Source organism: Saliphagus infecundisoli, assembly GCF_020177375.1.
Classification (GTDB): Archaea; Halobacteriota; Halobacteria; order Halobacteriales; family Natrialbaceae; genus Saliphagus; species Saliphagus infecundisoli.
Window position 1 is genome coordinate 33,326 of sequence record NZ_JAIWHV010000011.1, and the last position, 20,321, is coordinate 53,646.

Here is a 20,321-nt window from a genome sequence, read left to right on the forward strand (position 1 = left end):
CCGTTCGGGCCCAAGAGCCGGCGATGTCGACGAACGAGGCGTTGGCCGGCGACTCCCTCCCGGCGAGCGACGCCTTCGGCGCCCTCGCCAACGAGGCCAGAATCGAGGTCGTTGAGGCGATGGGCCGGCGGGAGGCCGAGGGCCGGACCCCGGCACGGTTCTCGGAGCTGTTCGCCGAAAGCGACGCGGAGACAACCGCGGGCTTTTCGTATCACCTCGACGCCCTCGTAGGACTCTACCTGCGAAAGGTGGAGACCGGGGACGGCTCCGGCGAATCGGCGGACGGCCGACACGGCGCGGGGTACGAACTCACCCACGCGGGCCGGGAAGTCGCCCGCGCGCTCGCGGCCGGGACGTACGCCCCCCGATCCGACCGCTCGGTCCCGGTCGGGGAGCCCTGTCCCCGCTGTGGCGAGGCGGGGCTCTCCGGAGAGTCGAGCGACGGCGTCCTCGCGATCGGGTGTGAGGCCTGCAGCCAGCCGATCCTCTCGCTTGCGGTGCCGGCCGGGCTGGCCGACGGCGGGGAGGTGCCCGAGGCGTTCGACCGCCACCACCGTCACCGCCTGGCCGCCTTCGCCGACGGGCGCTGTCCGGAGTGTGGCGGGCACGTCGAGCGCGAGGTCGTTCCCGCCGGCGAGGTGCGGGACGGATCGGCCGCGAGAGCGGGCGTCGAGGACCACGCGGATGCCGACCGGGTTCAGGCCGCGTTCTCGTGTGACCAGTGTGGCCACGGTCTCCGGGCACCCGTCACGCTCGCCGTCATGGACCACCCCGCCGTCGTCGCCTTCTACCACGACCACGGTCGCGACGTCGGGGATCGTCCCATCTGGAACGTCGGGAGCGAGTGGACGGAATCGATACTCTCCGAAGAACCCCTCTGTGTCCGCGTCGTCGCCGATCTCGCCGGCGACAGCCTCGCGCTCTACGTCGACCGCGACCTCGCTGTCCGGGAGGTCCAGCGGACCGACCGCAGTTAGCTCGCCGGCGTGAACCGGTCGATCTCCGCGGACGACAGCCGGGAGAAGGTAGCGGGCTCCCCGGCGTCGGGGGTCGCGACGGCCACCTCCTCGGGTTCGAGCGAGTCCTCGCGTGCGAGAGCCCCGAGCGCGAGTTCGATCCCGCGGTCGAGCGTTCCGGGTTCGTCCTCGAGGCCCTCTGCGAGGACAGAGCGGACCTCCCCGGCGTCGGCTCCGATCGCGCCGGCACGCCAGCCCGCGACCGTCCCGCCGGGATCGACCTCAAACAGTCCTCCGTCGGTGCCGGCGACGAGCAGGGCAGTACCGTAGGGACGGGAGCCCCCGGTTTGTGTGTGTTCCTGAACGTGGTCGGCGACCGCCCGCGCGAGCGCGTCGGTCCCGATCGGCTCGTCGTACCGGATGCGGTGGCCGGTGGCCGCCTCGCGGCCGACCTCCACGAGCCGCCGAGCGTCGGCGGCGTGGCCCGCGGCCGCGACGGCGGCGTGGTCGTCGATCTCGTGGATCTTTGCGACCGACTCGGGCTCGATCAGCGGCGAACGGAGCGGCCGCCGGGCGGCCAGGACGGGTCCCTCGGCCGTCCGGACGCCGACGCTCGGCGACCCGCGCGAGACGGCCTCCCGGGCGTACTCGACCTGGTAGAGCCGACCGTCCGGCGAGAAGATCGTCTGGCCGCGGTCGTAGGCCTGCCGGTCGGGCTCCATCTCAGGCCACCTCCTCGATCGAGACGCCCGCCCCGGAGAGCCGGGCGACCGTCACCCCGTCACCGCTGACGGCGTCGCGCTCGCTCGCCGCCCGGACCGCCCCGATGGCCGTCTCCTCGATCGCTTCCGGCGTCCCGCCGGTATCGACGCTTCCCTCGAGGGCGCCGTAGGCGAGTTGGGTCCCGCTGCCGCTCGCGGCGTACTCCGTGGCGAGGACGCCGCCCGCGGGGTCGATCTCGTAGACTGCCGGCGTGGGGCCGCTTTCGCCCCGATCGACGCCCGCCAGCAGGAGCCCGACGCCGAATCCCCCCTCGGCGATCAGCCGGCCGGCCACCGTCGCGATCGTTTCCACGCTCGCCTCGCCGTGGCGCTGCTCGTAGCGCCGGCGGTGGGCCCGCAGGCCCCGAAGGAAGGCCTGGGCGCCACCGACGGTGCCGGAGAAGGCGACCGCCGCGCGCTCGGCGACGGGTTCGATCTTCCGGACCGACCGGTTGGTCACGAGCCGACCGCCGAGGCTCGCCCGCCGGTCGGCCGCGAGCACCGCTCCCTCGCTCCCGGCGACGGCGACGATGGTGGTCCCGGTCTCGATTCCCGTCGGTTCCGTTCCGTCGTCGATTCCACCGAACTCCTCGAGTTCCGATCGCATGGGAGAAGGGAGCGGCCGGAACGGGATCAACGATCGCTAAAATATCCTTGAGTCGTCGGGGTGTACGAATCGTCGGCCGCACGAACCTCCCCTACCAGCCCCGGGGCGAGTCGTTCAGCCGCTCACAGCCCTCATCCGTGACGACCACGAGGTCCTCGATCCGGACGCCGAACTCGCCCTCGAGGTAGATCCCCGGCTCGACCGAAAAAACCATCCCCTCCTCGAGCCGGCGATCGTTGCCCGCCGCGATGTAGGGCGGTTCGTGAACTTCGAGGCCGACGCCGTGGCCCGTCCGGTGGACGAAGGCGTCGCCGTAGCCCGCCTCCTCGATCACGTCGCGGGCGGCGCGATCGACGTCGCTCGCGGCGACCCCCGGCTCGACGCGCTCGACGGCGGCCTCCTGGGCTCGGGCGACGACCTCGTGGACCTTCCGGTAGTCGGGAGTCGGCTCCCCGCCGAAGGCGACCGTCCGGGTCTGATCGCCCGGGTACTGGGGGCCGCCGGGACCGTCCCAGCCGACGAACGCGCCGAAGTCCATGACGACGGGCTCGCCCGCCCGGATCTCGCGGTCGCCGGGGCCGTGGTGAGGGCGGGAACCGTTCTCGCCGGCGGCGACGACCGTCCCGAAGGCGGGTTCGAGGCCGCCCTCCTCGACGAGCAGGCGGTCGACCTCGCGAGCGAGGTCGCGTTCGGTGGTTCCCACCACCCCCTCCCCGCGCTCGCGGATCTCGCTGGCGACCCGGTCTGCGACCCTCCCGGCCCGCCGCAGGGCCGCGAGTTCGGCCTCGTCCTTGCGGATCCGGAGCGGTTCGACGATCGCGCTCGCCAGTCCATCGATTCGGATGCCCGGGAGCGAGCGGAGATCCTCCGTAAAGCGCGCCCACATCCGGTCCTCCACGAGCAGGCGAGTGGGGTCCCCGGCGAGCCCGCTGTCGGCGAGGACGCTCTCGACCAGCGCGGTCGGTTCCTCGCCGTCGCCGTAGAGCCGTCGGTCGGCGACCGGAGTCTCGGCGAGCTCGGCGGCGTACATCCGGGGGGCGACGAAGGCGGGCTCTCCCTCGCGAGGGACGATCAGGAACAGGTGGCGTTCGGATGGCGATTCGGCGAACCCCGTGAGGTAGGTCAGGTTCGGTCCCGGCGAGAGTACGAGGGCGTCGGCCACGAGGCGCTCCCGGCAGGCGGCGAGGCGGCGCTCGAACGGATCGGACATGCGCTTCACGTTGGCGCGCGTGGAAGGTCAATCCCCCGGCCGCGGCGTCGTCGGAGGGGGTAGATTCAATGGCCTGGGACCGGTATGAGAGCCATGACGATGCAGGGGGACAACGCACCCGTCGGGGACCTGTTGGGTGGATCGAATGGCTCCTGACGAGGCGACGGCCCGGTCGGAAAGCGAGGATCGGGAGGACGGCGAGACCCCGCGAGCACCCGGACGGCTCGTCGTGGCGTCGAACCGCCAGCCCTATCGCCACGAGTACGGCGAGGACGGTGGAATCGAGGTCGACGCCCCCACCGGCGGACTGACCGCGGGGCTCGATCCCGTCGTCTCGAGTTCGGGCGGGACGTGGATCGCGTGGGGCGACGGCGAGGCAGACCGAGAGGTCGCCGACGACGAGGGACGGGTCGCGGTCCCGCCCGGCGAGGAGTCCTACACCCTCCAGCGGGTCTGGCTCCCCGAGGCGGCCGTCGAGGGCTACTACTACGGCTTCAGCAACCGGGTGCTCTGGCCGATCTGTCACGAGTTCGTCGACCTGATCGACCACCGCCCCGAGGACCGCGACTGGTATCGCCACGTCAACCGGGAGTTCGCCGACGCGATCGTAGACCACGCAGACGAGGAGTCCGTCGTCTGGCTTCAGGACTACCACCTCGGGCTCGCGCCCGCGATGGTGAGCGAGGCCGTCCCCCCCGAGACGACCGTCGCCCAGTTCTGGCACATCCCCTGGCCTCGAGCCGGCGCCTTCCGGGCGGTGCCCGACGGTCGCGAACTGCTGGAGGGACTGCTGGGCAACGACCTGCTGGGCTTTCACGTCGAGTCCTACGTCGCGACGTTCCTCGACTGCGTCGAGGAGTTCGTCCCGGGCGCCGCCGTCGACCGCGAGACCGCCATCGTCGGCCACGGGGACGGCGAGACCCGCGTCGTCGCCACTCCGATGGGCGTCGACGCCGAGAGCTACGACGAGCGCTCCCGGGCGGTCGATCGCTCGCAGTGGGAGCGTCTGAAAGAACGCTACGACCTCCCGACGGAGGCGACGGTCGCCGTCGGCGTCGATCGCCTCGACTACACGAAAGGGATCCCCGAACGGCTAGCGGCCATCGAGGAACTGCTCGCGGAGTACCCCCGCTGGCGCGGGGAGTTCACGTTCGTCCAGAAGGGGACACCGAGCCGGACCGACATCCCCGCCTACCGCGACCTCGGGGAACAGGTCCGGAGCGAGGTCGCCCGGATCAACGACCGCTTTGGCACCGACGACTGGCGCCCGATCGTCTACACCGAGGAGTTCTTCTCCCAGGAGGAGCTCTGTGCGCTCTATCGGTACGCCGACGCGATGATCGTCAGCCCCCTCCTCGACGGGATGAACCTCGTCTCCCAGGAGTACGTCGCCGCGAGCGTCGACGGCGGCGCGCTCGTCCTGAGCGAACGCGCGGGCGCGACCGAGGTGTTGGGCGAGGACGTCTACACGATCGACCCGGCGGCCACCGACTCGTTCGCGGCGACGATCGACGAGGCCCTGAGCGCGCCCGAGGCCGAGCGAACCGCCCGGATGGACCGGCTGCGCGAGCACGTCTTCGATCACGATCTCGAGTGGTGGATGGACCGCCAGTTCGACGAGATCGCCCGCTGTCGGAACGACGGTGCCGACCGCGACGGTGGTCGCCCGGGACCGGGCTCGGAAACCGACTCCGCGGCGGAACCGGGACCGTTTTCCGACTCCCCGCTCTCGGACCCGGAGTGATGGCGACGCCGGAGCCGACCGCACGCGTAGAGGAGTCGATCGCCGGCCTCCGGGAGGGGATCCGCGGCGCTTCCCACCTCCTCGTCTGTCTGGATTTCGACGGGACCCTCGCACCGATCGTCGAGGAGCCCGGCGCCGCGGCGATGGCGGACGGGAATCGTGCGGCCGTCGAGGCCCTCGCCGCCGACCCCGCGGTGACGACTGCAGTCGTCACCGGCCGGGCACTGACCGACATCCGACAGCGCCTCTCGCTGCCGATCACCTACGCCGGCAACCACGGACTGGAACTCTACCGCGAGGGCGAACTCGCCGTCCACCCGATCGCCCGCAAGCGCGCGTCGCTGGTCGGTCGGGTGTCGGAAACCCTCGAGGCCGCTCTCGGGCCGATCCCGAACTACCGGATCGAGAACAAACGCCTGACGGGCACCGTCCACGTTCGCTCGGTCCCCGAGCCGGCCCGCGAACGGGTGTACGCGACCGTCGAGGACGTCGTCGACCGGCTCGCGGGCGGCCGTCTCGAGACCTCGCGGGGCAAGCGGATCGTCGAGTTCTCGCCGTCGGTCTCCTGGGGGAAAGGCGAGGCCGTGCGGCTCTTAGAGCGGTCGGCGCCGGAGGGAACCGCCGTCGTCTACCTCGGCGACGACGTCACCGACGAGTCGGCGTTCCGGGAGCTAGAACCCGAGGACGTCGGCGTCTACGTCGGCAGCGGAGACTCGGCGGCCTCCTGTCGGGTGGAGTCGCCCGCGGCGGTCACCGAACTGCTCGCGTGGCTCGCGGGGACGGGGACCAGCCTCCTCGACGAGCCGACGTCCGTGCGGTGAACGGACGTGGTGAAACGGTGGGGGGTGTGGGTTGGACGGAGCGGTGAGATGCCGTCGTGGCAACGACGTGGTGGGGGATCGGTTGCACGGGTCGGTCTCCGTACGGGCTCGCGTCCACCCGTCCGAACGGACGGGCACGGCCGCCTTATAATTTCCGATAGAAATAGCCCCCAGATAGAGCGGCCGAAAGGCTTAGTTCCCGTCGGAAATGTAAACCGAATAGCGAGTGTGAACGCGCGTGAGACTCCGACAACCCACCGACTTCCTCGTCCTCGAGGCGCTCGAGTCCCGGGGACGGAACGTCGCGACGAACCTGGCGGCCCACACCGGAAAGAGCCGGAAGAACATCAACACCCGGTTGCCGGTGCTCGAGGATTACGGGCTGGTCTCGAAGGTCGGCCCGGCCGAACGCTCGGGACTGTACGAAATCACCCACAAGGGGAAAGCCGCCCTCGTCTACCGAGAGAAGTACGGCGAGGTCGAGGACTTCGAGGAGCTGATCGAGGGTCCCGACGCCCGCGCGACCGTCGAGGCCCGGGAGGCCGAGGCGGGGTTCGTTCGGGGCGACGAGGACGACGAGGAGTGAGCGGCGAGTAACTCGGCGTGGTCCTCGATGAGCGAAACGTCTACCCATCGGTGTCCCGGAGGATCCGCCGGTAGGCGGCGAGCAGCCGTTCTTTTTCGGCCTCCCAGCTGTACTCCGCAATGACCTTTCGGCGACCGGACTCGCCCATCTCCGCCCGTCGGTCGGGGTCGGCCAGCAGGTCGGCGATGGCGTCGGCCGGCTCTTCGTCCTCGGGAACGACCGTCGCGTACTCGTCGCTCCGGTACGGTCGGAGCGAGGGGACGTCGGTCATAGCGACCGGGAGCCGACAGTAGAGGTACTCGAAGAACTTCGTCGGCACGTTCCGGGCGAACCGGTCCTCGTCGGCCAGCAGGAGGCCGACGTCGGCTGCGGCGAGGTAGGAGAAGATCCGGTCGTAATCGACGTAGCCGAAGAGCCGGACGTGGGTCTCGATCCCGCGGTCGGCCATCAGCGTTCGGGCACGGGCCTCGATCGCGTCGTCCTGGAACGGGCCGAGCAACCAGAGTTCGGCGTCGATCCCCCGCTCCCGGAGGTCCGCGAGGGTTCGAAGCATCGCGAGCAGGCCACGCTCGCGGTCGAGACCGCCGACGTAGGTCAGGACGTACTCGGCCTCCCTGGAGGCCGGCGGGGCGCCGATCTCGCTGTCCCCGACACGCGGGAAGTTCCTGACCGAAACCACGGGCGAGGAACTCCGGGCAGCGATCCGATCGCGGGTGGCGTCGTCGGCGGTGACGACGAGGTCGAGGCGGTCGGTCAGCAGCGACTGGACCACCGGGAACGTCTCGGCGAGGGGCGACTTCAGGGATGGTGGGATCCACTCGCGGACGCGGATCGCGTCGGCGTAGTCCTCGTGGACGTCGTAGACGACCGCGGCGTCCGTCGTCATCGAAAGGGCGACGGCGATCGGGAGCAGTTCGGGGTCATGGCAGTGATAGAGAGCGGCCTCGCGGTCCCTGGCGGCCCGGTAGAGTCGGCCTAGGTTCCGCCAGCGCTCCTCGCGGGTGTCGGGGTCGCCGACCGAGAGCACGGTGATCCCGTCGCGGACGAGCGACCGTTCGTGGTGGGCGATCAGCGTCGCCTCGTAGCCTGCTCCCGCGATGCTCCGGAGTTGCTTGTGGAAGATCCGTGGATCGAACGGCTGGTGGACCGACGTGAGGTGGACGATCTCAGTCATCGCGGCTCACCGTCTCCCAGGTCACGATGTTTCGCCCGTGCAGGAAGTTCGCGAGACCCCTTGCCATCCCGTAATTGGCGACCAGGAAGTAGTAGGGGACGTGGACGACCGTCGGGGTCTCCCGTCCCGCCCGGTCGAGGGCGGCGCCGGCCGCCGCGAGCCCGTAGCAGACGAGTTGGGCGCCGAGGACGGCGACGGAAAGCGGGGACGGCGAGACGGCGACGAGCCCGAGCGTCGAGACGAGGATGGCACCGAGAAAGACCGGCGTGAGCCACCGCAGCACCTTGTGCGACCAGAGCTGGAACGCGAACGTCGGGTACGAGAGGGGGTTCAAGAGGTGGGCGTAGCTCGCGACGGTGTGCCAGGACCGGGTGACGATCCGGCTTCGTCGGCCGAGTTCCTCCCCGACCGAGGTTCCGGTGTCCTCCCAGGCGACCGCGTCGGGTTCGTACGCGATCCGCCCGCCTTCGCCCACGATCGCCAAGGGTTCGGCGAAGTCGCTGATCGCCTCGGCGGGGAGGGGGACGTACGCCGACCGGCGGACGGCGTAGATCGAGCCGTTGCCCGTCACCGTCGAATGAAACGCCGACTCCAGGCCCTTGATCCACGACTCGTAGCGCCAGTACATCGACTCCCCTTCGACCTCGCTTTCGTCCCGGTACTGGAGTTCGCCGGCGACACAGCCGACGCCCTCGCCGAAGCCGGCGACGAGGTGCCGGATCGCGTCGGGTTCGTACATGCTGTTGGCGTCCGAGAAGACGATCACCTCGCCGTCGGTCGCGGTGACCGCGCGGTTCTGGCACTCGGTTTTTCCGACCCGTCCCTCGATCCGCAGGAGGGAGACCCCGCTGTCCTCATAGGAGCGAACGATCTCGTCGGTTCGGTCGGTCGAGGCGTCCGAGAAGACGACGATCTCGAGTCGGTCCTCGGGGTAGTCGAGCTCCAGGCTGTTCTCTATTTTCTCGGCGATCACCTCCTCCTCGTTGTAGGCCGCGACGACGAGCGAAACGGTGGGGAGGTCGCCGGTTCGGTCCGGGTTCGATCCCCGGCCGGCGGCGACGAATCCGTAGAGAGCGAGCGGGTAGAGGACGTAGGAGTGGGCGGCCAGCAGCGAGGAGGCCCCGAGGACCGCGATCAGGACGGTCTCGATCATCGGCGTTGAGCGCGACGACTCGGTTCCGTCCACGTCTCCTCTCCCGTTCTCGCGGCGATCCCGCGTGGCCGACGGCGGGCGCGACCGCCCTCCCCACGGTCGGCCCCCTCGGAGCCGACCGATCGCCACGGAACCTTCATTACTCCCGACCAGCCCGCCCACTCTTAAGAGAACTGCGCTTTTGGCCACCCGCGACGTCGCCGTCCGCCGCGGCGCCGCTCGCTGGACGCCCGCGGTCGGCTCGCCCGCCGGCGACGACGACCGGCGCCACGGCCGCGCGACGAGCGGCCGGGAGCGGTCGCCGGTCGTCGATCCCCCTCGAGTCGGACGACGGTTTTTGTAGCAACGGGCCCAACCGCCCGGCAATGAAGGTCATCAAGGACAGCGTCCACGACCACATCGCCGTCGAGGGGATCGCCCGCGAACTGCTCGATACCCCGACGGTCCAGCGCCTGCGTGGGATCGCCCAGTTGGGGACGGTGTCGCTGGTCTATCCCTCCGCGAACCACACCCGCTTCGAGCACAGTCTGGGAGTCTACCACCTCGCCTGCGAGGCCTTGGAGCAGCTCGGAATCGACGGACGGCAAGCGACCCGCGTCGAGGCCGCGGCCCTGCTCCACGACGTCGGCCACGGCCCCTTCAGCCACAACGTCGAGGGGATCGTCCACCGCGAGACCGGCCGCTACCACGACGACGTCGGCGACCTGCTCGCCTCGGGGGAGGTCGCGGCGATCCTGGAGAACCACGGCCTCGATCCCGCGGCAGTCGCCGGCCTCGTCGCCGGCAAGGGGCGGTTCGGCCAGCTCGTCTCGGGGGAGCTCGACGTGGATCGGATGGACTACCTCGTCCGGGACGCCCATCACACCGGCGTCCCCTACGGCACGATCGACCACGGCCGGCTCGTCCGCGAACTGACCTTCGTCGATGGCGAGCTCGTCCTCGGCGAGGGCAACGTCCAGACTGCCGAGAGCCTGCTGGTCGCCCGCGCGCTGATGAACCCGACGGTGTACAACCACAGCGCCGCCCGGATCGCGAAGGCCATGCTCCGGTGTGCGGTCGAGGGGCTGATCGACTCGGGGGCGGTCGAGGCCGAGCGGGTCGCCCGGATGGACGACCACGACCTGATCGTCTCGCTTCGCCGCACCGACGAGACCGAGACGTTCGCGCGCCGGCTCGACCACCGCGAGCTCTACAAGCGGGCCGTCTGGGCCGAGATCGACGACGTTCCCGGCGGGATCATCGAGGCCGATCACGACTCGATCCGGGAGTTCGAAGGAGAGATCGCCGGGGAGGCCGGCGTCTCCCCCGACGAGGTGATCGTCGACGTTCCCGACCGGCCCTCGATGACCGAATCGACGTCCCGCGTCGTGGTCAACGGCGAGATCCGCCGGCTCGGGCGCCAGTCCGCCCTCGTGGACGCGCTCCGGGCGGCCCAGTACTCCCAGTGGCGCCTCGGGGTCTACTCGCCCCCCGAGGTCCGCGAGCGCGTCGGCCACGCCGCGGTCCGGACTCTGGGCTTGGAGATCGACGGGCCACTGGTGAGCGAGACCCGCGACGGGCTGTACGCGACCCTGGATCAGTTCGCCGAGTAGGGCCCGAAGGCGAGCCAGTCAAGGGGGCGGACGTGAAACGCCCGGCATGGAACTCTCCGGAACGATCCTCCGGGGCCGCGACCTCGAGGCGATCGAGGGCCGGCTCGTGATCGAAAACGGCCGGATCGAGCAGCTCGAGGAGGAGTCGGTGGAATCGACCGACATCGTCTCGCCCGCGTTCGTCAACGCCCACACCCACGTCGGGGACTCGATCGCGAAGGAAGCCGGCGGCGGCCTCACCCTGGAAGAACTCGTCGCCCCGCCCGACGGGCTCAAACACCGCCTTCTGCGGGCGGCCTCTCGCGAGGAACTGGTCGCCTCGATCCGCCGGTCGCTGCGATTCATGCGCGAGGGCGGGACGGCTGCGTTCATGGATTTCCGGGAGGGCGGCGTCGAAGGGGTATCGGTCCTCCGGGAGGCGGCTGAGGGGATCGACATCGAGGCCATCGCCTACGCCCGGGAGTCGATCGAGGCGATGGAGGCAGGCGACGGATTCGGCGCCAGCGGCGCCAACGACGCCGACTTCGACCGCGAGCGGGCCGCGGCCCGCGAGGCCGACAAACCGTTTGCGATCCACGCTGGCGAGGGCGATCCCAGCGACCTGACGCCCGCGCTCGACCTCGATCCCGCCTATCTGGTCCACGTCGTCCACCCCGAGCACGAACATCTCGAACGGATCGAGCGCGAGTCGGTTCCGGTCGTCTGCTGTCCGCGCTCGAACCTCGTCACCGGCGTCGGGCTCGCGCCCTTCGAGGAACTCGCTTCCAGAACGACCCTCGCGCTCGGGACCGACAACGTGATGCTCAACTCCCCCTCGATGTTCCGGGAGATGGAGTTCACGGCGAAGTGTTCGGAACTCCCCGCCCGCGAGATCCTCCGGATGGCGACCGTCAACGGGGCCGAGATCGCCGGACTCGACTACGGCCCGATCGAGGCGGGCGAACGGGCCATCGTGATGGTCGTCGACGGCGACTCGGACAACCTCGCGGGCGCTCGAGACCCGATCCGGGCGATCGTCAGGCGTGCGGGCGTCGACGACGTCCGGGCGGTCCACGCGCCCCCGGCGTGACCGGCGGGCGTGGCCGGCGGGACCATGCGAACACACGATACAATTATTACGGTTCCGGTCGTATGTCACACGATAGCGCATGTACGATCGGATCCTGGTTCCAACGGACGGCTCGAGGGAGGGCGAGCGCGCCGTCGAGTACGCCCTCGAGCTCGCCGCGACCCACGGAGCGACGGTCAAAGCGATCTACGTCGTCAACGCGGCGAGCTACGGCGGGCTCCCGATGGAGACCGCCTGGGACGGGATCAGCGACGCCCTCCGGGAGGAGGGCCAGTCCGCGGTCGATCGCGTCGAGGAGATGGCCGAAGCGCGCGGGGTCGAAGCCGAGACCAGCGTCGTCGAGGGATCGCCGAGTCGGGTGATCGTCGAGCAGGCGGCCCCCGATCGCTGCGATCTCGTCGTAATGGGAACCCACGGCCGGGGCGGAATCGACCGGCTCCTGCTCGGCAGCGTCGCCGAACGCGTGGTTCGGTCGTCGCCCGTGCCCGTCCTCACCGTCCGCGTCGGCGACGAGAGCTACGAGGAAGCCGCCGCGGGCGTCGAGGCCGCCGTCGAGTGATCAGACGGGCCGGAGGTGCTCGCAGTCGCCCGCCGCGACCGTCTCTCTCCGTTCGCCCGTCTCGATCACCAACCCTCCGGAGTCGGTGACGTCGACCGCCCGGCCGACGACCGCGCCCCCCGGCGCGTCGACCCGGACGCACCTCCCGATCGTCGCCGTCAGTTCGCGCCACGCGGGGACGACGCCCTCGAGATCCCCCCGGAGCGCGTCGAACTCCGAGAGGAGTTCGTGGACGACGGCCCGTCGATCGACGTCGCCGACCAGTTCCCGAAGCGTCGTCGCTCCCTCGGACAGTTCGCCGGAATCGACGTTCGCGTTGAGTCCGACGCCGACGATCAGCCACCCGATCCGGTCGGCCTCGCCTTCCATCTCCGTGAGTACGCCCGCGAGCTTGCGGTAGTCGGTCGACTCGTCTCCCGTGAGGACTACGTCGTTGGGCCACTTGATCCGGGCATCGACGCCCGCAGAGCGGACGGCTCGTGCGGTCGCGACCGCGCCCGCGAGCGTGTAGAGGGGGGCCCGCGCGGGTGCGATCGAGGGCCGCGAGAGCATGGAGAGCCAGATCCCGCCCGGCGGCGAGGACCACCCCCGGTCGAGGCGCCCCCGGCCGCCGGTCTGTTCGTCCGCGACGACGACCGCGTCGGTCGCCCCTTCCGCCGCGAGCTCGCGGGCGCGGGCGTTCGTGCTCGGGAGCGAATCGTGGTACTCCACCGCGAACGGGGCGTCGAGGCCGTACTCGAGGGCCGGTCCGTTGTACTCGGGGACCGACTCGAGGACGTACCCCTCCGACCCGCTCTCGACCTCGAACCCTGCCTCCCGGAGGGCCTCGACGTGCTTCCAGATCGCCGCCCGGGAGACCGCCAGGCGCTCGGAGAGTTCCGGTCCCGAGACCGGTCCCGCAGCGAGCGCGTCGAGGATCGCCCGTCGCGTGTCGTTCATGGCGGGGGAACGAGGGGGGCCCACTTCAGAGGTACGTCTCCGCCATCGTCTCCGCTAGGAGGCCCTCGGGGTCGAGGACGATGAAGACGACGACGAACGGCTCCTCGGGATCGATGACCCAGACCGAAAACGGCGGCTCCTCGTCCTCGGCTGCCCGCGCGACGAGCGGCTCGATGGGTTTCTCGCCGTCGCGGAACTCGGCAAAGAGATCGCGCTGGCCGGACTGGTCGGCGAAGGTGTAGACGACGCCGTTGGCCCGACCGTCGGTGTCCTGGGTCACTCTGGCGTTCATCGCGTCGCCCGCCGAGCGGGCGGCCTCGAAGCAGGTCTCGGCGGCCTCGAAGATCGGCTCGCGTGTGCGGAGAAAGCGAAACCGAGTGTCGGTGAGGACCGTCCAGTCGGCGATCGCGGGCTCGTCGCCCGACCAGTCCAGCGTCGCCTCGATCCGATTACCCGACGCGAGGTCGGGCGCGCTCTCTCGGGGGACGTACGTCGGGTCCGCCGACTCGACGTCTAAGAGCAGCCACTCGTCGTCGTCGCGGCCCGGGAGAACGCGAAACCGGCCTTCGGTCGCCGCCATCTACTCGAGCTCCCGGAGCTTCGCCCGGCCGGGTTCGATCAGTTCGTCGAGGGAGGCCGCGAGCGCGCCCTTCGCGTCGGCGGGATGGAGTTCGCCGCTTTCCAAATCAGCCGCGAGGTCCTCGTAGCTCCCGTACTCGAGGTCGCCACCGTACTCCTCGGGGCGCTCCACGACGACTTCCGCGAACCGGGGGAAGACGTGGTACTCGAACAGTTCGAGGACCGGGTTCTCGAGGTCGCCCTCCGGGTCGCGCGTCGGCGGGCAAAAGGCCGAGTTGACCTTCTCCGCTAACTCCTCGGTCGAGTCGGCCATCGAGATCGTCACCCCCGCGCTCGAGGACATCTTTCCCTCCCCCGTGGTGAGGTCGGCGACGATCGGGGTGTGCAGACAGGGCCGGGCCTCGTAGCCCAGTTCGGGCAGCGTCTCGCGGGCGAGCATGTGAACCTTGCGCTGGTCGATGCCGCCGACCGCGAGGTCGAGGTCGAGGTACTCGATGTCCAGGGCTTGCATCAGCGGGTAGACGACGTGGCTCACTCTCGGGGTTTCGCCGCCCTGGAGCTCGGCCATCGCGCGCTGGGCGCGATTCAGCGAGGTCTCGAGCTCGAGGGCATGGAGGTCGAGGCCGTAGTCCTCCTCGAGTTGGTAGGACGAGCCGTAGACGAACTCGGTGTTTTCCTCGTCGAGGCCATAGGCCAGAAACTGTGCTTTCATCCGTTCTGCGGTCTCGCGGATCTCCTCGAAGCTTCCCTTGCCGTTGAGGTAGGCGTGGACGTCCGCGAGCAGGACGACGACTTCCATTCCCGCCCGCTGGAGGTCGATGAGCTTGTTCGCGGTCAGCAGGTGGCCGACGTGGAGCACGCCGGAGGGCTCGTAGCCGACGTAGGCGCGCTTGCCCGCGGGGTCGGCCGCGAGCGCCTCGACCTCCTCACTCGTGACGGCCTCGGCGACGTTTCTCGTGATCAACTCGGCGGGGTCGGCTCCCGAGGAACCCTCGGAGCCGGCCGTGTCGGTGGTCATGTAGGTACGGTGCCGGGGGAAGGATTTAGGCGTTTGCGAATCGCGTTACCACGCCGGTCGCACCGGCGCGGTCACGCGTCCGTAAGCACCCGCAGGACGAGCCCCGTCAGGATGACGGCGGCCCCGAGGAGCGATGTGATCGGCTCCGGGAGGAACAGGAATAGGACGCCGGCCAGCAACACGACGGTCGAGATGCGTACCATGATCGATGGTTGGCGCCCGGAGGGGTAATCCTGTTGCAAGCATCGCCAGCCGGCGGTCAGTCACGAACCGTCGCCGACTCCGCCGTCCCCTCCGCGAGATCGACCTCGACCCTCCGGGCGGCGTAGCCGAAGACGTCGCTGTAGCCGTACGGAGAGACCAGCACCGGGTAGAACGGCTCCTCGGCGGTTCGGGCCTCGCCGTCGGCGGCCGCGAACGCCTCGCCGGCGTCGACCCGGGTGAAGTTCTCGACGAAGACCTCGTAGTTCTCCGCGTGCCCCTTCGAGAGCCGATCGACGAGCCGGAAGACCGGAACGTCCCGCCGGACGGTGTCCCCCGGCAGGGCGCCGACGGCGGTCAGGAACGCCCGGGTCAGTCGGTCCGCGTTCTCCGCCGCGGTCTCGCTTCCCTGGAGACCACACTCGACCTCGATCGTCTCGACGGCGGTAAAGAGCCGACCCGCGGCGAACGGGCCCGAATCCACGATCGCGGTGATCGGAAGCCGGGGGCAGATCTCCCTCGCACGGTCGCCCAGCCCGTTGACGATGGCGAACGGCTCGGCGTGGCTCTGGGTCGAGTGCATCGAGAACGTCAGACAGTTCTCGAGTTCGGCCGCGAGTTCCGCGGCGAGGCGACCCTCGTGGGTGTCGGCGTCGGGGTCGCCGGGAAAGGCCCGGTTCAGGTCCTCGTCAAGAAAGCGGACCCGTCGTTCGAGGGCCTCCTCGTTGGCGACGATCAGCTTCACCGGCCGGCTGACGTCGGGGTCGTCGTCGAGCAGGCGTTCGATCGCCCGGACGCCACAGGGCTCGTCGCCGTGAACCCCGGCGACGACCGCGATCTCGGGGTGGCCCGACCCGAGTTTGGCGACTTTCATCGCCGGACGTAGGTCGAGCCGGTTGAAAGGCGGTTCGATTCGGCGACTTCCCGTCACCCTCGGTTCCCGGCGTGCCGGTTACGTAGGTGGAGTCCGAAGGTCCGTCCGTGAACGACCACACCCGCGAGGAGTCCGTCGGGCCGCCGACATCGGGTAATCCCGCCGGCTGGGACGCCGGCAGGGGCCCGTCAAACGGGTGGGAACACGGCACGCTCCGGCTTTCGGTCGTCCGCGGCGTCGCCCTCTACAACGACGGCGCGTTCCACGAGTCCCACGACTGCTTCGAGGCCGAGTGGTACAACTACGGCCGGGGCACCACGGAAAGTGCCTTCCTCCACGGGATGGTCCAGGTCGCCGCGGGCGCCTACAAGCACTTCGACTTCGGCGACGATACCGGGATGCGCTCGCTGTTCGAGACCGCCCTCCAGTACCTCCAGGGCGTACCCGACGACTACTACGGTGTGGACGTAACCGACGTCCGGGCCACGCTCTCGGAGGCGCTGGCCGAGCCGGCGACCCTCGAGGGCTGGCGGATCGAACTCGACGGCGACCATCCGGCCGCCCGGGAGGCCGACTACGAGTACGCGGCGGGTCTCGAGTAGAGATCGAATCGCGAGAGAGTGGAAACCGGGGCACTTAACCGTGATTCGACCCAACGGACGGCCGCGTGCGAGGGTAGCCAAGCGGCCAACGGCGGCGGACTCAAGATCCGCTCTCGTAGGAGTTCGTGGGTTCGATTCCCTCCCCTCGCATCGCACGAGGCGCGCCGACGCGCCGCGATGCGGCAAGAGAGCGCACCTCTTGCCCTCGCAAACTACTGATCGAACCCGGAAAGCGACGGCTACCGACCGTATCGACAGCCCACGCCTGCCGAGACAACCACAGGGCTTTGACGGTTGGTCCCATTTGTCGCCGACATGAGCGACACGCGCGAACCACGGATCGAGGTCGCCCGCCGGGCGGCCGAGATCGGGAGCGAGATCGCCCTCGAGTCCTACCGGGCCGAACTCGCGATCGACTACAAGGACGGGAAGACCGACGCGGTCACCCAGGCAGACCGGGACGCCCAGACCGCCGTCGTCGAGGCGATCGAGGCCGAGTATCCGGGGGAGACGGTCGTCGGCGAGGAGGAGGGCACCCCGAAGGAGGTCCCCGAGTCGGGCCCCGCCTGGATCGTCGATCCCATCGACGGCACGAACAACTACGTCCGGGGGATCCCCGTCTTCGGGACCGCGATCGGCGTCGTCCGCGACGGCGAACCGATCGCGGGCGCCTCGGTCTTTCCCGCGCTCGAAGACCGATATCTGTCGGGTCCGGAGGGTGCCACCCGAAACGGCGAGGCGATGTCCGTCTCGGCCGTCGACGATCCCGAACTCGCCACGCTGTCGCCGACGTTCTGGTGGGAACGGGATCGTCGCGAGGAGTACGCCGTTGCCTGCCGGGAGATCGTCGAGCGCTTCGACGACATGCGCCGCTTTGGCTGCGGGCAGGCGACGCTCGCGATGGTCGCCTCGGGGGCGCTGGAGGGAACGATCTCGAACGTCTACGCCCACCCCTGGGACACCGTCGCCGGCGTCCACATGATCCGGGAAGCGGGGGGACGGGTCACGGATCTCGCGGGCGAGCCCTGGCGCCACGACAGCAGGGGGCTCGTCGCGACCAATGGCGCCGAGGGGATCCACGGAGAGGCGCTCGCGGCGGCTCGCGCGACCGACGAGGTGCGGTAGGACCGACTCGCGATCCGCCGCCAGCGCCACAGGATCGGAACCATAAAACGGTCGTACGACGGGGTATCGGGCATGAACGAGTTCGTCGATCGCGTCGGCCCGGTGCGTCTCTGGGTCGCGGTCGTCATCGCGGCGGCGACGGCCCTGGTCGTCGGGATCGTCGCCTTCCCCCAGCGGGTCTACGTCGATTTCGTCTGGCAGTACTACTGGGGTCCGGTCGTCGCCGACGCCCACAGCTGGTCGTGTGTCGCCTGGAACGGCGGCGCGGCAGTTGAGTGTGGCCCCGAGACGACCGGGCCGACGGCCTCTCCGGGGTACACCGTCGTCTCGTACGCGGGTTACGTACCGACGCTGTTGCTCCTGCTCGTCGGTATCCTCTTTCTGATCAGGCGCTACGACGTCGATCGCTACCGGGCGGGCTTTTTCGCCCTCTTCCCGTTCATGCTGTTCGGGGGGGCACTCCGGGTCGTCGAGGACGCGAACGCGACGGCGTTCGCCCGAACGGGGGAGCTGGCGATCCCGATGCCCTACTCCGGATTCTTGATCAGCCCGCTGATCTACTTCACGGTCTTTTTCGTCGCGCTCGCGGCGGCGGCGATCGCAGTCATCGCCGACCGGAAGGGGTACGTCGAGGGCTACGAGTACCCGCTTGCGGGGATCGGGACGACGCTCCTGGTCGGGACGATCGCCTACCTGAGCTACGTCGCGGCGACCGAACCCTACTCGACGTTCCACCCGCTGATCCCGCTGGTCGTCCTCGTCGGGGCGAGCGCCGTCACCGCGATCACGTGGTGGTCCATAGAGACCTACGCGCCCGAGACCAACTTCGGGACCCGCTACATGGGGATCGTCGTCATCTGGGCCCACGCGGTCGACGGCGTCGCGAACGTCGTCGGCCTCGACTGGGCGACCGCGCTCGGCCTGCCCGCGAACCTCGTCCCGAAACACCCGATCAACGCGGCGATCGTCGACTACACCGGCCGGCTGCTCCCCGCCGACGTCGTCGCCGTCACCGGCCAGGCCTGGCCGTTCCTGCTCGTCAAGATCGCCGCGGCCGTCCTCATCGTCCGGGTGTTCGACGCCCGGTTCTTCGAGGAGAGTCCGCGTCTCGCCTACCTCCTGATGGTGACCGTCGTCGCCGTCGGCCTCGGCCCCGGCACCCGGGACATGCTCCGGGCGACCTTCGGCGTGTAGACCGCGGGGGTTAATCCGCCTCGGCCGGCAAGGAGGTCCATGAAGGAGTCCGAGGGCTGGTTCCGGGACGTCGAGCCCGGGGATCTCGAGGGCGCCCGCGCGGCCATCACCGACGGGCGTGCCGACGAGCCCCGCGACTGGCCGGTCGCGGCCGTCGAGACGGGGTTCGCGGCCGATACGGAAGAGTACTACGACGCGCTCCACGGGGCGACGCTCGCGGCGACCCGAGCCGCCGTCGCCGAGCGCGAGGCCGCCGACGACCGCCGGCTAATCCACATGGTTCGGGCGATGGACGACTGCCGCCGGCTCTCGAACGAACTCGCCGAACGCCTCGCGGAGTGGGGCAGTTCGGTCGACGAGGGCGGGACCGGCGTCGAGTACGCCCGCACGGTCGTCGCGGGCGAGTCCGGTCCCGCCGATCCTGCGGTCCGGTCGCTCGCCGATCGGGTCGTCGATCTGGCCGACGAGGCCGACCGTCTCGAGGACGACGTCGAGCGGCTGGCGGCCTCCGTTACCCCCAATCTCGCGGCGCTCGCGGGACCCGTCCTCGCCGCGCGGCTCTGTTCGCTGGCGGGCGGACTCGAAACGCTGGCGAAGAAACCCAGTGGCACGGTCCAGGTGCTCGGCGCCGAGGACGCGCTGTTCGCCCACCTCCGGGGACAGGCCACCTCGCCGAAACACGGCGTCATCTACACCCACGACGCCGTCCGGGGGACGCGTCCCGAGGATCGCGGTTCCGCAGCGCGGGCCCTCGCCGGCAAGCTCTCGATCGCCGCGCGGATCGATCACTACTCGGGCGACCGACGGCCGGAACTCGAGGCCGACCTCGCCGAGCGCATCGAGACGATCCAGGCGCGCGCCGGGGACGGACCCGAGGGGGACGGCCATGAGTGAGACCCTCCCCGAGGGCGTCGAACGCCGGGAGATCGACGGGCGCAAACGGCTCGCGACCCGCGGTGAGGCCGTCTACGGCGAGCCCACCGACGGCGAGTGGCGCGCCTGGGACCCCGATCGGTCGAAGCTCGGCGCGATGATCGAACTCGGGATGGACGTCGGGCTCTCGGGCGGCGATCGAGTGTTGTACCTGGGTGCTGCAAGCGGCACTACAGTGAGTCACGTCGCCGACTTCGCGGGGCCGACCTACGCCGTCGAGTTCGCGGCCCGGCCCGCACGCGACCTCCTCTCAGTCGCCGATTCCCGGCCGCGGCTGTTCCCGCTTCTCAAGGACGCCCGCAAGCCCGAGACGTACGCCCACGTCGTCGAGGCTGGACTCGACGCCGTCGTCCAGGACGTCGCCACCCGCGGCCAGGCCCGGGTCGCCCGGTTGAACCGCCGATTCCTCGCCGACGATGGCCGGCTCCTGCTTTCGGTGAAGGCCAGAAGCGAGGACGTCACCCGCGGTCCCGAAGCCGTCTTCGAGGAGGTCCTCGAGGAACTCGAAGAGGAGTACGAGGTCCTCGAACGGAGTCGCCTCGACGACTACCACGACGACCATCTGGGCGTGGTCGCCAGCCCGCGCTGACGCGGACTCCAAACCGTTATTTACCGTCGGCGGGA

The 20,321-nt window shown here is 70.0% G+C and carries 23 protein-coding genes and 1 tRNA gene; 14 read left to right on the forward strand and 10 right to left on the reverse strand.

The features are described 5' to 3' along the window. The first annotated feature begins 23 nt into the window (after positions 1 to 23). Positions 24 to 977: a DUF7351 domain-containing protein gene (locus tag LCF40_RS13530; protein WP_224828831.1), complete on the forward strand. Its 954-nt coding sequence runs from the start codon at positions 24 to 26 to the stop codon at positions 975 to 977. Here the strand turns inward: LCF40_RS13530 and LCF40_RS13535 are convergent. From LCF40_RS13535 to LCF40_RS13545, 3 genes are all read right to left on the reverse strand, one after another. After that, positions 974 to 1,678 carry an archaeal proteasome endopeptidase complex subunit alpha gene (locus tag LCF40_RS13535; protein WP_224828832.1) on the reverse strand — a complete coding sequence of 235 codons (705 nt, stop codon included), beginning with the start codon at positions 1,676 to 1,678 and terminating at the stop codon, positions 974 to 976. The genes LCF40_RS13530 and LCF40_RS13535 overlap by 4 nt on opposite strands. Position 1,679: 1 nt before the next feature. Beyond that, positions 1,680 to 2,324, reverse strand: coding sequence for a proteasome subunit alpha (locus LCF40_RS13540; protein WP_224828833.1), 645 nt, complete (start codon positions 2,322 to 2,324; stop codon positions 1,680 to 1,682). 91 nt (positions 2,325 to 2,415) lie between these two features. Beyond that, entirely contained in the window at positions 2,416 to 3,534 is a 1,119-nt protein-coding gene (locus tag LCF40_RS13545; RefSeq protein WP_224828834.1) for a M24 family metallopeptidase, read from the reverse strand. Positions 3,535 to 3,679: 145 nt separating this feature from the next. Between LCF40_RS13545 and LCF40_RS13550 the strand changes: the two genes are divergently transcribed. From LCF40_RS13550 to LCF40_RS13560, 3 genes are all read left to right on the forward strand, one after another. After that, a complete protein-coding gene (locus LCF40_RS13550) occupies positions 3,680 to 5,278 on the forward strand; it encodes an alpha,alpha-trehalose-phosphate synthase (UDP-forming) (RefSeq protein ID WP_224828835.1) in 1,599 nt (532 codons plus the stop codon). Continuing rightward, a complete protein-coding gene (gene otsB, locus LCF40_RS13555) occupies positions 5,278 to 6,099 on the forward strand; it encodes a trehalose-phosphatase (RefSeq protein WP_114577552.1) in 822 nt (273 codons plus the stop codon). The genes LCF40_RS13550 and otsB overlap by 1 nt, the downstream gene beginning before the upstream one ends. A 238-nt stretch (positions 6,100 to 6,337) precedes the next feature. Then, positions 6,338 to 6,685, forward strand: coding sequence for a winged helix-turn-helix transcriptional regulator (locus tag LCF40_RS13560; RefSeq protein WP_224828836.1), 348 nt, complete (start codon positions 6,338 to 6,340; stop codon positions 6,683 to 6,685). A 40-nt stretch (positions 6,686 to 6,725) separates the two neighbouring features. On the opposite strand, the gene LCF40_RS13565 is transcribed toward LCF40_RS13560, so the two are convergent. After that, positions 6,726 to 7,859 (reverse strand): glycosyltransferase family 4 protein, encoded by a 1,134-nt coding sequence (locus tag LCF40_RS13565; protein ID WP_224828837.1) that lies wholly within the window; start codon positions 7,857 to 7,859, stop codon positions 6,726 to 6,728. Continuing rightward, positions 7,852 to 9,012, reverse strand: a complete 1,161-nt coding sequence (locus LCF40_RS13570; RefSeq protein ID WP_263623705.1) for a glycosyltransferase family 2 protein — start codon at positions 9,010 to 9,012, stop codon at positions 7,852 to 7,854. Before LCF40_RS13570 ends, LCF40_RS13565 begins: the two co-directional genes overlap by 8 nt. Before the next feature lie 181 nt (positions 9,013 to 9,193). Between LCF40_RS13570 and LCF40_RS13575 the strand changes: the two genes are divergently transcribed. From LCF40_RS13575 to LCF40_RS13590, 4 genes are all read left to right on the forward strand, one after another. Beyond that, complete coding sequence (locus LCF40_RS13575) at positions 9,194 to 9,355, forward strand: hypothetical protein (RefSeq protein ID WP_224828839.1); 162 nt, start codon at positions 9,194 to 9,196, stop codon at positions 9,353 to 9,355. A gap of 22 nt (positions 9,356 to 9,377) precedes the next feature. Beyond that, positions 9,378 to 10,604, forward strand: a complete 1,227-nt coding sequence (locus LCF40_RS13580; RefSeq protein WP_224828840.1) for an HD domain-containing protein — start codon at positions 9,378 to 9,380, stop codon at positions 10,602 to 10,604. A 46-nt stretch (positions 10,605 to 10,650) separates the two neighbouring features. Continuing rightward, positions 10,651 to 11,673 (forward strand): amidohydrolase family protein, encoded by a 1,023-nt coding sequence (locus LCF40_RS13585; RefSeq protein ID WP_224828841.1) that lies wholly within the window; start codon positions 10,651 to 10,653, stop codon positions 11,671 to 11,673. A 79-nt stretch (positions 11,674 to 11,752) separates the two neighbouring features. Further along, on the forward strand, positions 11,753 to 12,232 hold the full coding sequence (locus tag LCF40_RS13590) for a universal stress protein (protein WP_114577547.1): 480 nt from the start codon (positions 11,753 to 11,755) through the stop codon (positions 12,230 to 12,232). Here the strand turns inward: LCF40_RS13590 and LCF40_RS13595 are convergent, their stop codons facing one another. The 5 genes from LCF40_RS13595 to LCF40_RS13615 all read right to left on the reverse strand — a co-directional run bounded on the left by LCF40_RS13595 (position 12,233) and on the right by LCF40_RS13615 (position 15,843). Further along, positions 12,233 to 13,171, reverse strand: coding sequence for a biotin--[acetyl-CoA-carboxylase] ligase (locus LCF40_RS13595; protein WP_224828842.1), 939 nt, complete (start codon positions 13,169 to 13,171; stop codon positions 12,233 to 12,235). Positions 13,172 to 13,196: 25 nt separating this feature from the next. Continuing rightward, complete coding sequence (locus LCF40_RS13600) at positions 13,197 to 13,751, reverse strand: DUF6663 family protein (protein WP_114577545.1); 555 nt, start codon at positions 13,749 to 13,751, stop codon at positions 13,197 to 13,199. Next, a complete protein-coding gene (locus tag LCF40_RS13605; RefSeq protein ID WP_224828843.1) occupies positions 13,752 to 14,768 on the reverse strand; it encodes a tyrosine--tRNA ligase in 1,017 nt (338 codons plus the stop codon). Positions 14,769 to 14,839: 71 nt separating this feature from the next. Then, complete coding sequence (locus tag LCF40_RS13610) at positions 14,840 to 14,971, reverse strand: transporter (RefSeq protein WP_224828844.1); 132 nt, start codon at positions 14,969 to 14,971, stop codon at positions 14,840 to 14,842. Positions 14,972 to 15,027: 56 nt separating this feature from the next. Next, positions 15,028 to 15,843, reverse strand: a complete 816-nt coding sequence (locus LCF40_RS13615) for a M14 family metallopeptidase (RefSeq protein WP_224828845.1) — start codon at positions 15,841 to 15,843, stop codon at positions 15,028 to 15,030. A gap of 107 nt (positions 15,844 to 15,950) precedes the next feature. Between LCF40_RS13615 and LCF40_RS13620 the strand changes: the two genes are divergently transcribed. The 6 genes from LCF40_RS13620 to LCF40_RS13645 all read left to right on the forward strand — a co-directional run bounded on the left by LCF40_RS13620 (position 15,951) and on the right by LCF40_RS13645 (position 20,286). Further along, the gene (locus tag LCF40_RS13620; RefSeq protein ID WP_114577541.1) at positions 15,951 to 16,445 is read left to right on the forward strand and encodes a DUF309 domain-containing protein; all 495 of its coding nucleotides are present in this window, start codon (positions 15,951 to 15,953) and stop codon (positions 16,443 to 16,445) included. 67 nt (positions 16,446 to 16,512) lie between these two features. Further along, positions 16,513 to 16,595 (forward strand) — tRNA-Leu (locus LCF40_RS13625). Between the two features lie 165 nt (positions 16,596 to 16,760). Then, positions 16,761 to 17,570, forward strand: a complete 810-nt coding sequence (locus LCF40_RS13630) for an inositol monophosphatase family protein (RefSeq protein ID WP_114577540.1) — start codon at positions 16,761 to 16,763, stop codon at positions 17,568 to 17,570. Positions 17,571 to 17,642: 72 nt separating this feature from the next. Next, a complete protein-coding gene (locus LCF40_RS13635) occupies positions 17,643 to 18,764 on the forward strand; it encodes a DUF63 family protein (RefSeq protein ID WP_224828846.1) in 1,122 nt (373 codons plus the stop codon). A gap of 39 nt (positions 18,765 to 18,803) precedes the next feature. Continuing rightward, a complete protein-coding gene (locus LCF40_RS13640) occupies positions 18,804 to 19,658 on the forward strand; it encodes an NOP5/NOP56 family protein (protein ID WP_224828847.1) in 855 nt (284 codons plus the stop codon). After that, complete coding sequence (locus tag LCF40_RS13645; protein WP_224828848.1) at positions 19,651 to 20,286, forward strand: fibrillarin-like rRNA/tRNA 2'-O-methyltransferase; 636 nt, start codon at positions 19,651 to 19,653, stop codon at positions 20,284 to 20,286. Before LCF40_RS13640 ends, LCF40_RS13645 begins: the two co-directional genes overlap by 8 nt. Positions 20,287 to 20,321 lie beyond the last annotated feature (35 nt).